The 14,859-nt window shown below is 62.1% G+C and carries 12 protein-coding genes and 1 tRNA gene; 7 read left to right on the top strand and 6 right to left on the bottom strand.

Annotated features, from left to right (window positions below; translation table 11 throughout):
• The first annotated feature begins 60 nt into the window (after positions 1-60).
• Genes OEG82_RS17575 through OEG82_RS17560 form a run of 4 tightly spaced genes read left to right on the top strand, consistent with a single transcriptional unit; the run spans position 61 to position 3,513 of the window.
• On the top strand, positions 61-1,098 hold the full coding sequence (locus OEG82_RS17575) for an ABC transporter ATP-binding protein (protein ID WP_267613686.1): 1,038 nt from the start codon (positions 61-63) through the stop codon (positions 1,096-1,098).
• The gene (locus OEG82_RS17570) at positions 1,095-1,952 is read left to right on the top strand and encodes an ABC transporter permease (protein ID WP_267613685.1); all 858 of its coding nucleotides are present in this window, start codon (positions 1,095-1,097) and stop codon (positions 1,950-1,952) included. The genes OEG82_RS17575 and OEG82_RS17570 overlap by 4 nt, the downstream gene beginning before the upstream one ends.
• Positions 1,949-2,749, top strand: a complete 801-nt coding sequence (locus tag OEG82_RS17565; protein WP_267613684.1) for an ABC transporter permease — start codon at positions 1,949-1,951, stop codon at positions 2,747-2,749. Before OEG82_RS17570 ends, OEG82_RS17565 begins: the two co-directional genes overlap by 4 nt.
• Complete coding sequence (locus tag OEG82_RS17560; protein WP_267613683.1) at positions 2,746-3,513, top strand: carbon-nitrogen hydrolase family protein; 768 nt, start codon at positions 2,746-2,748, stop codon at positions 3,511-3,513. The genes OEG82_RS17565 and OEG82_RS17560 overlap by 4 nt, the downstream gene beginning before the upstream one ends.
• A 66-nt stretch (positions 3,514-3,579) precedes the next feature.
• Here the strand turns inward: OEG82_RS17560 and OEG82_RS17555 are convergent, their stop codons facing one another.
• The 4 genes from OEG82_RS17555 to OEG82_RS17540 form a co-directional block, all read right to left on the bottom strand.
• Positions 3,580-4,524: an MYG1 family protein gene (locus OEG82_RS17555; protein ID WP_267613682.1), complete on the bottom strand. Its 945-nt coding sequence runs from the start codon at positions 4,522-4,524 to the stop codon at positions 3,580-3,582.
• A 368-nt stretch (positions 4,525-4,892) separates the two neighbouring features.
• Positions 4,893-4,982 (bottom strand) — tRNA-Ser (locus OEG82_RS17550).
• A gap of 60 nt (positions 4,983-5,042) precedes the next feature.
• Entirely contained in the window at positions 5,043-6,179 is a 1,137-nt protein-coding gene (locus OEG82_RS17545) for a tyrosine-type recombinase/integrase (protein WP_267613681.1), read from the bottom strand.
• An 81-nt stretch (positions 6,180-6,260) separates the two neighbouring features.
• On the bottom strand, positions 6,261-7,379 hold the full coding sequence (locus OEG82_RS17540) for a porin (RefSeq protein WP_267613680.1): 1,119 nt from the start codon (positions 7,377-7,379) through the stop codon (positions 6,261-6,263).
• Between the two features lie 726 nt (positions 7,380-8,105).
• On the opposite strand from OEG82_RS17540, the gene OEG82_RS17535 reads away from it, so the two are divergent.
• From OEG82_RS17535 to OEG82_RS17525, 3 genes are all read left to right on the top strand, one after another.
• Positions 8,106-9,209 carry a porin gene (locus OEG82_RS17535; protein WP_267613679.1) on the top strand — a complete coding sequence of 368 codons (1,104 nt, stop codon included), beginning with the start codon at positions 8,106-8,108 and terminating at the stop codon, positions 9,207-9,209.
• A 152-nt stretch (positions 9,210-9,361) separates the two neighbouring features.
• Positions 9,362-10,387 carry a BON domain-containing protein gene (locus OEG82_RS17530; protein ID WP_267613678.1) on the top strand — a complete coding sequence of 342 codons (1,026 nt, stop codon included), beginning with the start codon at positions 9,362-9,364 and terminating at the stop codon, positions 10,385-10,387.
• A gap of 588 nt (positions 10,388-10,975) precedes the next feature.
• A complete protein-coding gene (locus OEG82_RS17525) occupies positions 10,976-11,509 on the top strand; it encodes an NADH-quinone oxidoreductase subunit E (protein WP_267613677.1) in 534 nt (177 codons plus the stop codon).
• A gap of 23 nt (positions 11,510-11,532) precedes the next feature.
• On the opposite strand, the gene OEG82_RS17520 is transcribed toward OEG82_RS17525, so the two are convergent.
• Together OEG82_RS17520 and OEG82_RS17515 are read right to left on the bottom strand one after the other, a co-directional pair.
• Positions 11,533-12,468 (bottom strand): alpha/beta fold hydrolase, encoded by a 936-nt coding sequence (locus tag OEG82_RS17520; protein WP_267613676.1) that lies wholly within the window; start codon positions 12,466-12,468, stop codon positions 11,533-11,535.
• A 142-nt stretch (positions 12,469-12,610) separates the two neighbouring features.
• Positions 12,611-14,659, bottom strand: a complete 2,049-nt coding sequence (locus OEG82_RS17515; RefSeq protein ID WP_267613675.1) for a lytic transglycosylase domain-containing protein — start codon at positions 14,657-14,659, stop codon at positions 12,611-12,613.
• Positions 14,660-14,859 lie beyond the last annotated feature (200 nt).

Here is a 14,859-nt window from a genome sequence, read left to right as displayed (position 1 = left end):
GAGAGCCGGTTTGCCGGCTCTCCCGATCCCCGACCGGGGCAGGAAGACAATGGGGACACAATGTCTGGATTGACGCTCGATACCGTTCGCAAGGATTTCGGCAGCTTCACCGCAGTCAACGATGTGCAACTTACCGTGCCGCACGGCACCTTTGTCTGCATGCTCGGCCCCTCGGGCTGCGGCAAGACCACGCTGCTCAGGATGATTGCCGGGCTGGACCTGCCGAGCAGCGGGTCGATCCTGCTTGACGGCGAGGACATCACGCGGGTGCCGACGCACAAGCGCAATCTCGGCATGGTGTTCCAGTCGCTGGCGCTGTTTCCGCATCTCACCGTCGGCGAGAACATCGCCTATCCGCTCCGGATTCGCGGCGCACCGCGCGAGGAGCAGACAAAGCGCGTCGACGAGCTCCTGTCGATGATCCATCTCTCCGGCTATGCCGACCGTCCAGTGGCCAGACTTTCCGGCGGCCAGCGCCAGCGGGTGGCGATTGCCCGGGCGCTGACGCGCTCGCCCAAATTGTTCCTGCTCGATGAGCCCTTGTCAGCGCTCGACGCCAAATTGCGCGAGGCGATGCAGGTGGAATTGCGGCAATTGCAGCAGCAGCTCGGCATCACCACCATTGTCGTCACCCATGACCAGCGCGAGGCCATGACCATGGCCGACACGGTGGTGGTGATGAACAAGGGCGAGATCCGCCAGGCGGCAAGCCCGATGGAGATCTACCGGCAGCCCGCCGACACGTTCGTGGCCGATTTCATCGGCTCGACCAATCTCATCGACATGGACACTGACAGCGCCGGCCGCGCCGTGGCGCTCGGCCAGGCGATTCCGGGCCTGGCCGCACCGGGCGGCGGCAAGGCGATCATCTCGATCCGGCCGGAAGATGTGCATCTGACGGCACCTGGCAGCGACGGCGCGATTACCGGCACCGTGACCTTCGTCCGCGATCTCGGTGGCACCATCGAGACCTTCATCGATTGCGGCGGCAAGCCGGTCATCGCGGTGTCGACGCCGCGGGCGCGGCCCGACGTCTCGGTTGGACAGCCGGTCGGCGTCGTGCTCGAGCCCGGCGTCTGTGTGGTGCTTTCGAAATGAGACGCGAGGCGCCGCAAAAGCTCACCGATTACGGGCCGCTGGCATTTCCGGCGATCATGCTGATCGTGTTTTTCGTGATTCCGTTCGGGACCATGATCGCGGTCAGCTTCTTCCAGCGTCTTCAGGGCGGGTTCTACACACCGGCCTTCGTGTATTCCAATTATGAGCGGTTCCTGAGCCTGTTCTTTGCCAATGTGCTCGGCTTCTCGCTGATGCTGGCGGTTCTGGTTGCCATCTGCTGCGTCGCCATCGGGGTGCCGTTCACCTATATGCTGACGCGATTGACCCGGCGGTCGCAGATCGTCTGGATGGTGGCGCTGCTCTCTGTGCTGTCGCTGTCGGAAGTGATCATCGGCTTTGCCTGGTCGACGCTGTTTTCCCGCACTGCAGGGATCACCAATCTTTTCGTAACGCTGGGGCTGATGGACAAGGCAATAGCGCTGGCGCCTGGCTTTCCGGCTGTGTTGACGGCCATGGTCTACCAGGCGCTGCCCTATACGATTCTGGTGCTTTATCCGGCACTTGTGCGGCTTGATCCGACGCTGACGGAAGCTGCGCGGACGCTCGGCGCCTCGCCGATCCGGGCCTTTTTCACCGTGGTGGTGCCGGCGCTGAGGACCACCATTCTGGCGACGCTGATCATGGTGTTCATCTTCGCGCTCGGCTCCTATCTGCTGCCGCAGATTCTTGGCCGGCCGCAGCACTGGACGCTGTCGGTGCTGATCACCGATCAGGCGATCTACCAGTCCAACATGCCCTTCGCCGCAGCCATGGCGGTGTTCCTGGTGCTGGTCACGCTGGGGCTGGTGGCGCTGACGCTGTTTGTCGGGCGCAAACGGGAGGCTGAGGCATGAGCGTTTTATTGCGCCGGATCTATTTTCTGCTGATCGGGCTGTTCCTGGCCGCGCCGCTGATCGTCGTAGCCGGTGTGTCGGTCAATGCCAAGCAGACGCTGGCCTTCCCGCCCCAGGGATTCTCGCTGAGTTGGTATGTCGATATCTTCACCGATACCGGCTGGCGCAATGCGCTGTTTGCCTCGCTGACGCTGGCAATTCTGTCGGCAGCACTTGCTGTGGCCATCGCGCTGCCGCTGAGCTGGTTCCTGTGGCGCAGAATCGCGCCCTGGGCCAATGTCTTCCAGTTGCTCGGCATCGCGCCCTTCACGCTGCCGCCGGTGATCACCGCGCTGGGATTGCTCACCTTCTGGGCTACGACCGGGTTTTACGGTCAGCCCTGGACGGCGGTGATCAGCCACGCGATCTTCTTCGTCACGCTGCCGCTGGTCACCCTGTCGCTGGGCTTTACCGCGATCGACCGCTCGCTGGTCGAGGCCGCAGCCACCATGGGGGCCGATGACCGCACCATCTTCCGCACAGTGGTGCTGCCGCTGATCACGCCCTATCTGGTGTCGGGCTATGCCTTTGCCTTCGTGCTGTCGCTGAATGAATATATCGTCGCCTATATGACGGTGGGCTTCACCATGGAAACGCTGCCGATCAAGATATTCAATGCGCTCAGATATGGCTACACCCCGACAATGGCCTCGGTGACGGTGCTGTTCGTGGTGCTGGCGGCGGTGATCTATTCGCTGATCGCCCGCTATGGCGATTTGCTGAAGCTGCTCGGCGCCAATGCCAAGGAGGAGACATGATCCGCCTGTCCCTGCTGCAAATGCAAACGGCGGGCGCTGACACGGCCGCTAACCTGGCGCGAATCGAACAGGCGGCGATTGAGGCGGCTGAGGCCGGTGCGACGCTGCTGCTGACGCCGGAACTGGGGGTGACCAGCTATGGCGGGGGACAGGCCATTCTCGATCTCGCCGAGCCCGCCGATGGAGAGATTGTCAGCTGTCTGGGCGAAATCGCCCGCCGGACCGGCATTGCCATCGTCGCAGGCTTTGCCGAGAAGGCAGATGGCGCAGTCTACAATTCAGCTGTCTATACCGATGGCGTCGCCCGGCCGTCGATCTATCGCAAGTCGCATCTTTATGGTGATTATGAGCGTGGTCTGTTTTCGCCGGAAAAGCCCGAAACCTGCGTGTTTGATCATCATGGCATCAAGCTTGGCATGCTGATCTGTTACGACGTCGAATTTCCCGAAAATGTCCGCCGCCTGGCGCAGGCCGGGGTCGAGATGGTTCTGGTGCCTACAGCAACGCCAATGGGGGCTTCTGGCCGGTTCATCGCCGAGAAGATGATCCCGGTGCGTTGTTTCGAGAACCAGATCTTCATCGCCTATGCCAACAATTGCGGCCGCGATGGCGATTTTGCCTATGCCGGGCAGTCCGTCATTGCCGCGCCGGACGGCTCGGTGCTGGCCGCTGCAGAACTGACGGAAGCACTGCTGACCGCCGATATCGATCCAGCGCTCTATGCCGGCTCGCGCAGTGAAAATACCTATCTGGACGATCTTTAGGCCTTTGCCGGGCCCGGTTCGCCGGGTTTCGGCTGATCAGCGACCGGAGCGTAAGCAGCGGCTTGCCTATCGAGCGGCGGATTGACCCTGTGCGGCGAGGGCTTCGCTGACGGCCAGATCGGCCATGGCGAGCGCGGCTTCGCGGGTCTTGGCGGCGGCGATGAAACGGCCATTGTGACAGAAGCTGGCGCCCTGCACACCGCAAGCGGCCTCCAGGTCGCCATTTGTCAGGCCGGCCCAGGCTTCGGGCAGATCGGCGCGCTGTTCGAAGCCTTCATCGGCACGGCGGATGCCGGTCAGGCACCAGTCCCTGTCGCGCGGGTGAACCACGAACAACAGATGATCCGCACCGGCCTTCATCACCGCGGGGCGGAAGGGCATGCCTCTGGGCAGTTCCAGAACCCGGCTGTCGCCGGCAGCCGAGACCGCCTCTAGCACCAGGTCCTCGGCGCGCAGCTTTGCAGCACTTCCCGCCACCCGGGCCTCGAAAAAGCTGCGCGCGATGGCAAGCGCCTGGCCGAAGGCGCGTTCCAGCGCTTCGGGATCCGGCTCGTCAAAGACCGGCTTGAGGGTTTCGAGCAGAACCGGCAGGGTCAGCACCGCCAGCGGTCCGGCAACGGCAGGGCTCATGGCGCCATTGTCCAACAGGTCGATCGGCAGGACGAAACTGGCATCGAGTGCCGCATGGACGGTCTCGACATGGACCTCCGGCAGGCCCCAGGCGGTGAGATAATCTCGGCCGAAATGCTTCCAGATCAGGCCGAAGGAACTGAAGGGCTGGCCGTCGTCGCGCAGCGGCGCACCACGCTGGTGGTGGTCGAAGATCCGCGCTTCGGCATCATAGGCGCCGCCGACATCATAGATGATGCGGTCCTCGCCGGGCGTGATCCACTCCGGCGCGCGGCTGCGGACCACGCGTGCATCCGGAAAAAGCCGGGTCAGGATGACGCTGGACAGCAATTCGTCGGCATGGAAGCCGCCGGAATGGGTGACGAGGAAATCTGGAGTCATGCAACACTGTACCTTGGTCTCGCGGAGCGCCCGCCTGCGGTAACCATCAGATACCCATTGTCGGACGGCAACTCAAGCAAACACTGGTTTCAGGCGCGATCGGCGGCCTTGCCCACAGGAATTTGGCTTCCCAGTGCGCGATGCCGGCGATGTTTCGCCAGGCGGGCGACTGATTCTGCGGCAGGCCACGCATAACGGCCGGCCGGTCCGCTGCGTGGCACGGGCCGAAACCGGCAAATCCAGCTCGGCAGCGTCAGGGAGAGGGCGTGCATCCCGGCCGGAGGCACCGGCGAGACGGGCCATTGCAGGCTGGCTGTTGAGCCATGGATCCTGATGCAGCAAACAAAATCAATTTCTTAAGCGGGGAATGGAGGAGAGGAAGGGATTCGAACCCTCGATACCATCTCTGGTATACTCCCTTAGCAGGGGAGCGCCTTCGACCACTCGGCCACCTCTCCGGTGTGCGTCTGATACCCTAGCGTGACCGTGTAATCAACCGCAATTCAGACAGGAATTCATCATTGCTGATGCATTGCATCGGGGTGAGGCGACGCCGGCTTGCGCGTGCCTGACGCGGCAGGCTTCTGGGTGCCGGATGCGGTGCTCTTCGACGTGGCCCGCCGCACCGGCTTCGGCGCTGTGCGCGGCTGTGGCGGGGGCGGGGGCGCGGGCCGGGCGGATGCTTCCAGCTTGCTTGCCGCAACAATATTGGCGGCGTTGAGCGCGGTGGCGCACTGGTCGAGGTCATTGGTGGCAAGATGGGCGTAACGCAGCGTCATCTGGATGGTCTGGTGACCGAGAAAAGTCTGTACGCGCCGAAGGTCGATCCCGGCCTGGACAAGGCGCGAGGCACAGGTGTGGCGCAGGATATGCGGCACCATATGCGGGTCTTCCTTGAAGTTGTTATGCTTGCGCGCCTGGTTCCAGTTATATTTGAAGTTCGGATAGGAAATCAGGTTGAACGGCCCGCTGCCGCCAAAGGCGCGTGCCGATTCCAGCGCCTGGGCAGCGCGGTTGGTCAGGGGAACAGAGCGGCTCTTGCCGGATTTGGTGATCCAGAACGTCGCAGTATTGTTGTGAATATCGCCCCATTTGAGCGCCAGCGCTTCGCCGATCCGGGCGCCGGTGTCGACCAGAAAGCGGCACAGAAGCTCGTGATGAGCGCTGCGCGCACCGATGCTGCCGAACATTTTCGCCTCTTCCTCGGCGGTCAAAAACCGCACGCGGGAGTTGCGTTCGCGTAATCGGAGGTAGGTCGGAAGCCGTGTAATCTGTCCGCTCCTCTCCGCTTTCCTGAGCAGGCGATAAAGCGCGGAAAGCTTGCGATTGATGGTTGAATTGCGGTTGCCGATTCCGCGGAAATAATCCACGAGCCTGTCAATCAACATATCATCATAGGTTGCAATTTTTCGCAACCACATGAACTCATCAATTTCATGAATAAAGGCGTAACAATTGTCTTTGTGACGGCCATTTTCCCAGAGCGCGCCGGCGTGCTGCTGCCAGAGCTCGGAAGGGCGTAGTGGATCACTCGCGCCCGCATGGGGTGCACTCGAATAGGTAGTGCCTGATTCCAAGTCTGGTGGTTCCGGGCTCATGCTCCCGTCATAGTTGAGTTCAGTAGAAAAATCAAAACCAATTGTATTGGGGGTCATGAATGCTTTCGAAGCAGGCCAAAAAAATCACCCGGCGAGCATAGCCGCCGGGTGAGACTTCGAAGTCAGATTGAGATCTGATTAGAACGAACGCTGGACGCGGAAGAAGCCGCCGAATTCGTCGCCATTGACAGTGCCGTTGTCGCGGTAAGCGACTTCAGGTGTCAGTGTCAGACCAGGGACCAGTTCATAGGCAACGTTGCCGACGAGGCTCCAGGCATCGGAGACGCCGAGGGTGTTGCTTTCGCGCCACTGGCCCTGCACGTTGAGCGAAGCCTTGTCGTTGAGCTGGTAAGAACCACCGGCTGTGACAGCGAAGGTTTCTTCGGTCGAAGCGCCATTTGCCCAGGTTGTGTAGGCCGACGAGTTTTCACCGTAGTGCAGCATTGCAAAGATCGAAGCCTGATCGTTCAGGGTCACGTTTGCACGGATCTTGCCCGACCAGCCGCCACGATTGATGAGACCGATGTCGTCGCGTGTGTCGTAGCCGAGCACTGCGCTCAGATCGATCATACCGGCGGTGTAGCCGATACCGGCAACAACATGCGGCATGTAGTCGTCGATGCCCCAACCGGCTACACCGGTTGCAGTCGCAAAGCTGTCGTTACCCTGCTCAAGCGACAGAGCTGCACGGAAAGCGCCGCCATTGTAGGTGTAGCTGATCAGGTTGGTGTCAAACGGGCCCGGATCGTAGATGAGGCCGTCGTTGATGACCGAACCGGCATAACCGGTGAAGGTCGTGAACATGGATTCGTCTTTACCGATGCGCAGGCCGCCGAGCTGGACCCAAGCGAAGTTGACGCTTGTCTCGCTGTTGTTGGTGTAGCCTGGCTGAGTAATTGCAGCGTTGGTGTCCCACTGGAAGCGGATTTCCGTGTAGGTGCGCAGCGTGCCCATTTCGGTTTCCGAAGCGGTCGATGTGCGGAACGAGAAGCGAGCGCGCTTGTTGTAGGTCTCGTCACCGGTAACCGATGTCTGTTCGAACAGTTCGCCAGCACCGATGTCGTAACGGACATAACCGTGGATGCGCAGGCAGGTTTCCGTGCCTGGGATGTAGAAGTAGCCGGTGCCGAAGGCGTCGCAAACGCGGACGTATTCAACGGGCTCAGGCTCGGCAGCAACGATAGCGTCTGCAGCGCGAGCGCCGGATACAGCGACGAGGGCCGCTGCGGAGCCGAGGAGAAGGCTCTTAATGTTCATTTCTGACCTCCAGTCAGAAGACAAAAGGCATAAAGAGACGGCCTATCAAGTTATTGAAATTCCAAATAAATTGCGAAAATGGCGTAATTCGACGCCCTTTACAGCTGTCTCATCTGTTCCGATGCGCAGCGGAGTTTGCAAGGATTCCAGCTCATGCCGGCGTCCTTCATCCTGTCTCCTGTTTGTCGGTATCGATGAGGGGGAGGGTCACGTCCGGCCATCCTGCCCTCTATATAGGAGGGGCGCAGAAGGGGTTCAGGAGGGGAGCTGTCAGCGCGAAACCGGACCGCTTTTCAGAACCGCATCACTCGGTGGTCCTTCTGCCTGGCGAATCTCGGCGCATCGGGCGCAAACGATTCCCCGCACAGCAAGCCCGGCGTCGATTGATTCTGGTCGAATCCCGGTAAAAATCGCCCGGAAGCCGTGGAATCGCGCAGGCCGGATCCGGTCTGAAGTGCCGCAAAGCCGCCAATTCCCTAACAAGAGATGAACAAAACCGCCTGCTGCCGGGGATTTCGTGTCATTTGTGCAACAGGGGAATGTGAAGGCAGGTCGTGACCCCCTCATGCGGCGTGATCGGCGTTGCGCGGGCCGCGCTGGTGAGTATGTTCACTCTCGAAGCCACGGCGGATTTCTGCTTAGCTTCTTCCATTGTGGGGATGGGACAGAGAATACTGTCCTTCAGCGACAACCCAAATCGTACTAACTTTTGACTGGAGGTCAGAAATGAACATTAAGAGCCTTCTCCTCGGCTCCGCAGCAGCTCTCGTTGCTGTATCCGGCGCTCGCGCTGCAGACGCTATCGTTGCAGCAGAACCAGAACCCGTTGAATATGTTCGCGTTTGCGACGCTTTCGGCACCGGCTACTTCTACATCCCGGGCACAGAAACTTGCCTGCGCATCCACGGTTATGTCCGTTACGATGTCGGCGCCGGCGAACTGTTCGAACGCACTTCGGCCACTGGCGACGAAACCTACAACAAGCGCGCTCGCTTCTCGTTCCGCACATCGACCGCTTCGGAAACCGAAATGGGCACCCTGCGTACCTACACTGAGCTTCGCTTCCAGTGGGATACAAACGCTGCTCTGACAGGCTACACCAATGACGGCGAAACAAGCGTCAACTTCGCTTGGGTCCAGCTCGGCGGCCTGCGCATCGGTAAAGACGAATCCGTGTTCACAACCTTCACCGGTTATGCCGGTTCGGTCATCAACGACGGTCTCATCTACGATCCGGGCCCGTTCGACACCAACCTGATCAGCTATGCCTACAATGGCGGCGCTTTCCGTGCAGCTCTCTCGCTTGAGCAGGGTGACGACAGCGCATCGGCTACTGCCGGCTGGGGCATCGACGACTACATGCCGCATGTTGTTGCAGGCGTTGGTTACACCGCTGGCATGCTCGACCTGAGCGCAGTGCTCGGCTACGACACACGCGAAGACATCGGTCTCGTCAATCGTGGCGGCTGGTCTGCCAAGGTCCGTGCAAACCTGACCCTGAACGATCAGGCTTCGGTCTTCGCAATGGTCCACTACGGTGAAAACTCGTCGGCCTACACAACCTGGGCAAATGGCGCTTCGACCGAAGAAACCTTCGCTGTCACAGCCGGTGGTTCTTACCAGCTCAACGACAAGGCCTCGCTCAACGTGCAGGGCCAGTGGCAGGAAAGCAACACCGTTGGCCAGTCCGATGCATGGAGCCTCGTCGGCAACGTTGCATACACGCTGGTTCCCGGCCTGACACTGACACCTGAAGTCGCTTACCGCGACAACGGCACTGTCGATGGCGATGCGTTCGGCGGCTTCTTCCGCGTACAGCGTTCGTTCTAATCAAACCTCGGTTTGATCTGATAGAACCCGGCAGCTCAGGCTGCCGGGTTTTTTCGTTGTGATTCCGGCCGCAGCCGCAGCCTGCTTTTGAGTTGGCCTGCCCGGAGCAAGGGTGTTAGGTTTGCGCGCAAGTTCATTGCGGCGGAGACTTCATGCACATCTTGAAACTTTGGATATGGCCGGGACTGGCGGCAGTGGCCTGTCTGACCGCTCTGGCGATCTGGTTTGAAGCCGGCGGCGTTGAAGCCGATCTGAAGGCTCGGGCACTGGCCGCACTTCGCCAGGACAGTGCCTGGGCGCAAGTGTCGCTCAAGGGCCGCGATCTGACCCTGACCGGTCTTGCACCTGACCAGGAAAGCCGGTCCACAGCCCTCGAGATTGCCGGGGCCGTCTATGGCGTACGGGTTGCCAGAGACAATTCAACGCTGCTGCCCGAGGAAAAACCCTATCGCTTTACCGCCGAAAAGACCTCGAACGGGGTGCTGCTAAGCGGATTTGTTCCCAATGAGGCCGCGCGCGCCGGCATCATCACCGGGTTGAGCAATCTGCTGCCCGGTATTGCCGTGACCGACCAGATGAAACTGGCCCGCGGCGCGCCCGAGGGGCTGGTCGATCTGGTCAATTATGGAATGGCGGCCTTCACACGGTTTTCCACCGGCTCTCTCGAACTCACCGATCACACATTGCAGGTGTCGGGTCACGCGCTCAATCCCGATGATCACGACATTGCCCTTGAAGCGCTTGCAGCGCCTCCGCCTGCTGGCGGGCGTGTCGGCTCGGTCGACATCACCCCCGCTGCTGCGACGAACGGATATAGCTGGTCGGCATCGATCACCGCAGGTTCCATGGATCTCACCGGTTATGCGCCCGATGCAGGCGCACGCAGCGGCATTGTCGCCGCCGTCCAGGCTGCTCATCCGGATTTGACGGTGAATGACGACATGCGGTTTGCCACAGGCGTTCCCGCCGGCGTCGATTGGCAGACCGCAGTCGGCGAAGCGCTGGCGGTGGCATCGCATTTGAGCGAGGGCTCGGTTTCGATCCGGGGCAGGGTGCTCGATGTGTCGGGCCAGGCCGTTGATTCAACGCATTTCCGGCAGGTTCAGGAGCGGCTGGCGGGCGGATTGGCCGGCGGGCTGGTGCTTGGCACTGCCGACATCGGTGGTGAAGGGCAGTGAGACCGGGGCGGTCCCGCGGCGCCTGGAATTGCATTCTCAACTGGTAACGGGCCTTTGCGCCCAGGGGAGGTCGGCATGTGGTATATGTTCCAGCATCTTTGGTTCTGGCTGTTGTGCGCATTTGTGATCGGTTCGGTTGTCGGCTGGATGACATGCGGCCGCAAGCGGGCCTGACAGCCAAATCGGCCAGGGCACTGAGCGGCCGGGCGGCGAGGCTCGCGCGGCCGGACTGAACTGGAAACAGGATAACCGGGCCTGAATGACGCGTCCTGTCGGACGTGGCGGGCGGCCCGGTCTGGAGGCGGAGGGATGACGATGTTTTTCTTGCAGGCACTGATTTTCATGGCTGTGTTCTTTGGGCTGGGTTGCCTGTTTGGCTGCTGGCTCAAGGGCAGGTTCGGGGCAAGCGAACATCATTCCGGAGCGGCGGGCGCAGTCAGCCGCAAAGGGGCGGCACGCACCGCGACAGCTTCCGAGCTTGCAGCACAGCCGCCGCATTACGAACCCTCGAGCACGCCGCAGCCGGCCTCCGCATTGGCAGCAAGCCCTGCCGCGGTGAGCAAGGCTGACGAACCGGCAGCCCCGGCCGTGACCGAGACGGTGCCCGCGTCAGCGAAAAAGACGGGCAAGCCGAAAGCAGCCAGATCCGCCGCCGCCAAGACTTCTGCCAAGGCGCCGAAGCCGCGCAATGCTAAGGCCGCGGGTGCCGCGACCGTCAAGGCCAAGAAAGCGCCCGTGGCCAAAACAGCTTCGGCCAATCCTGCCTCCGGAAGCATCGAAGCTGCGAAGCCGGCGGAGGCGAAGCCAAAACCGGCAAAAGTCAGATCGAAAGCAGCGGCAACCGCCGATGATCTTAAGAAAATCAAGGGTATAGGTCCGACGATTGAAGCCAAGCTGAACGCTGCCGGGATCAACAGCTTTGCCCAGATCGCGGCGTGGAGCACGCAGGAACAGGCCGATTTCGCCGAGCAATTGTCATTTGCCGGTCGAATCGAGCGCGAGGACTGGGTCAACCAGGCAAAGCTGCTGGCCAGCGGGGAAGCGACGGAATTCTCAAGGCGGGTCGCCAAGGGCGAGGTCGCAAGCTCTGCAGCGAAGCCCAGGCGCGGCAGCAAAACCTGACCGGCCGGCGGTGCTGCGCGGGATCAGTGCCGGCGCTGCTTGTCGACGGATGCGAAGAACTGGCGGAGAATCTCCGGGATGCCCGACAGATGCAGGATCGGCGCATGGCCCTGGCCGGGTATCGTGGCGGTTTGCAGCGAGGGGACGCGGTTTTTCATTTCGATGAGCGTGTCGGAGGAGAGCAATGTCGAATTCTCTCCGCGCAACGCCATCAGCGGCATGCCGCCCAGACCCTCGAATTGCGGCCACAGGGTCGGCACCGGGGTGTTGAGATCGACATTCTTGAGCCCCTCGAGCAGGGCGGGGTCGTAATCGGGCACCAGCTTGCCGTTCTTTTCCACCAGAACCGCCCGGGCGAAATCGTCCCAGTCCTGCGCGGTGAGAGCCGGGAAGGCCTTTTGATGGGCTTCCGCGAGAATTTCTGCCGCCTCTGCCCAACTCCTCGGCGTGGAGGTGCGCGACAGATAGGCCTTGATCTGGACCAGGCCTGCTCCCTCGATCACCGGCCCGATGTCATTGAGCACGCCGGCTGCCATGACGCCGGGGCGCATGGCCGCCAGCACATGCATGATCAGTCCGCCACGAGAGGTGCCGATGAAGATGGCATGTTCCAGGCCGAGCGCCGCCATGCCGCTGAGCACGTCCTCGGCTTCGATGACGATGCTGTATCTGGAGGAATCCTTGTCCCAGGCGGATCGGCCCCGGCCGCGATAGTCGAAGCTGACCACCCGCCGCGGTGCGGTTTCGTCGCGCGACAGGATCAGCGCCAGATCATGAAAGTCGCGGGTGTTGCGGGTCAGTCCGGGGAGGCAGACCACCGGCAGGCGATTGCGGGTGGCGGGATTGTCGCGGCCATAGTCGCAGGCATGCAGCCGCAAGCCGTCGCTGGCTGAAAAGAACACATCCGCGCAGCCGTCTTGTGTCCTGGTTGCCGTCGTGCCGGTCTTGTCATCCGCCATAGTCACATCCTGATCCTGTTGTTCTGTCGTCAAGGCTCCAGCGGCAGTCCGGTCCTCGGTGCAGGGCCGCCATGCATGCGCCTCGGTTCATACCGGAGTGTTTCCATGCCTATAGCGCATTTTGCGCGGCTTGCGACAGTCGTTAGCGGCGGCCGAAGCGCAGATCGTATTCGATGCTGGCGGATTGTCCCAGCCGCGCCTTGTAGACCTGGTAGTTTTCCATCACGCGCTGGACGTAATGCCGGGTCTCGGTGAAGGGGATCATCTCGATCCAGTCGATCACCTCGTCAAGCGGACGGCCCCTCGGATCGCCGAAACGGTCGATCCATTGCGACACCCGGCGCGGCCCGGCATTGTAGGCAATGAAGGTGAGGATATAGGAGCCGCCGAAATCGGTGATCTGCTCGCCGAGAAAATGCGCGCCCAGTGTCGCATTGTATCCGGCATCGCTGGTCAGCCGGCTTTGCGAATAGGGCAGGCCATGGCGGGCCGCCACGCCCTTGGCCGTGCCCGGCAGGATCTGCAGCAATCCGCGGGCATTGGCCGGGGAAACGGCCGAGGTGTTGAACGCGCTTTCCTGTCGGGCGATGGAATAGGCGAGCGCCTTGCCTGCGCCGGTGATGTTGGCGCTGGCCGGCACGGCGCCCAGGGGGTAGGCCAGTGCCGCGACATCCAGGCCGCGATTCCAGGCGATCTTGCCGATCTGCAAAGACACCCGGTGATCGCCGCGCTTTTCGGCGAGGGCTGCAAGGATCGCCAGTTCGCCGGGGCTGTCGAGTTCGGCGGCGAGCCCGCGATAGAGCATGTCGGCGCGCCAGTCATAGCCGGCGTCCTCGAGCTTGCGGATGGCTCTGACCGCCTCGCGGCCGGCAAATCGCACCCGGTCCTGATCGCTCGGCGCGGGATAGGCGATGTTGAGCGATTTGCGCTTGAGTTTTGCGCTGGCCAGCTGGCCATAGAATGTCGACGGAAAGCCGGCCGCGCGGGCATAATGCTCGGACGCGCTGCCGCCGGCGCCGGCTTCGGCGGCGCGGCCCATCCAGTAATGGGCGCGGGCGCGGGATATCTGGCCGTTGGCGACGCCCAGAATGGCGGCGAAATGCTTCGCGGCCGTGCTGGCGTCCTTGAGGCCGCGCAAGGCATACCAGCCGGCATGAAATTCGGCTTCGGCGAATTCCTCCGGGCTTTGCGCCAGATGTGCTGCAGCCAGGCGATAGGCGGTCTTGGCGTCGCCCTTTTCATAAAGGCCTCGGCTGACCACCCGCGTCTCGACCCACCACTCATCGGCATCGACGAGGGCGGCGGGGTCGCGCGGCATCTTTGCCAGCAGCGCGGCCGCTTCCTTGTCGCGCTCGAGTTCACGCAGGTGCTTGATGCGCAGATAGAGATAGGAGGGCCGGCCGTGCCAGGATTTGTCCACCGCGGCGATGGCACCGGCGGCCTTGGCCGGGTTGGTGATCACCGCCGCCCAGGCCCGGTACAGCGACTGGGCTTCGGCCTTTTGCGACAGCGCCTTCGCATCATTGACGTGGTCGCGGTAAAGCAGCATCTCCATGCGCCGCAGATGATCCGCCTTGTCGAGCAGGCTGTCGAATTCGCTGAGGAATGTCCGGGCGTCGCGGCCGTCCATGTTGACGGTGCGCCAGGTCTCGGCGGCAAGGCTGCGGGCGCGTTTGGTGTCACCGGACGCCTTCAGGGCCCTGATCAGTGCGATCGCGCCCTTGGCGGTTTCAGGTTTCGACGTGCCGAAGGCGGCAAGCACTTTCGGCGCTGCCGGGTTTTCGAAATAAAGGGCGCGTTCGGAGAGCTGGCGCAGCGAGGTGAGGCCCGGCCAGCCTTTGAGTTCGGTCGCCGCCCGGGCTATCTCGCCCGAGGGCACGCCTTCCAGCCCCGACACGGCGATCGCCCAGGTCAGGATGTGCTGGTCCAGCGTGTTGCCGGGCATGGCATCGCGCAGGGCCCGCGCCCTGGCGGCATCTCCCTTGCCCAAGGCTTCGAGCCCGGCCTTGAGCTCGTGGCTCGCCGGTGCGGTCACATTGGTCTTGAGCACGGCCGCCGTGGTTTCGCTGCTGATGCTGCCGGGTTTCGGAACGGGCAGGGGCACCGGGCCGCTCGGCAGCGGGGCGGCGGTGGTGAGCGTTGCAAGCGCTGTGGAAAGCGTGAACAGCGCGGCGAGAGCGATCTTGGACATGATGGGCATTCCGTTCGACTGATGACCCTGTTTGCTTGGGATGGCCGCTTTGTTCATGCGGCTCCCGTATCGCCAAACCCTTGGCGGGATTGTATCAGGAGCCGGTGAAGCAAGAGTAAACAAAAGCTTATCAGCTTTCCTCGCATTCGATACAAAGCTACAATTGCGGGTAATCTGCGGCAATCGCTGCGGATTGATCG

It is taken from the genome of Hoeflea ulvae, from assembly GCF_026619435.1.
Classification (GTDB): domain Bacteria; phylum Pseudomonadota; class Alphaproteobacteria; order Rhizobiales; family Rhizobiaceae; genus Hoeflea; species Hoeflea ulvae.
This window is presented reverse-complemented; position numbering and strand designations above follow the sequence as displayed.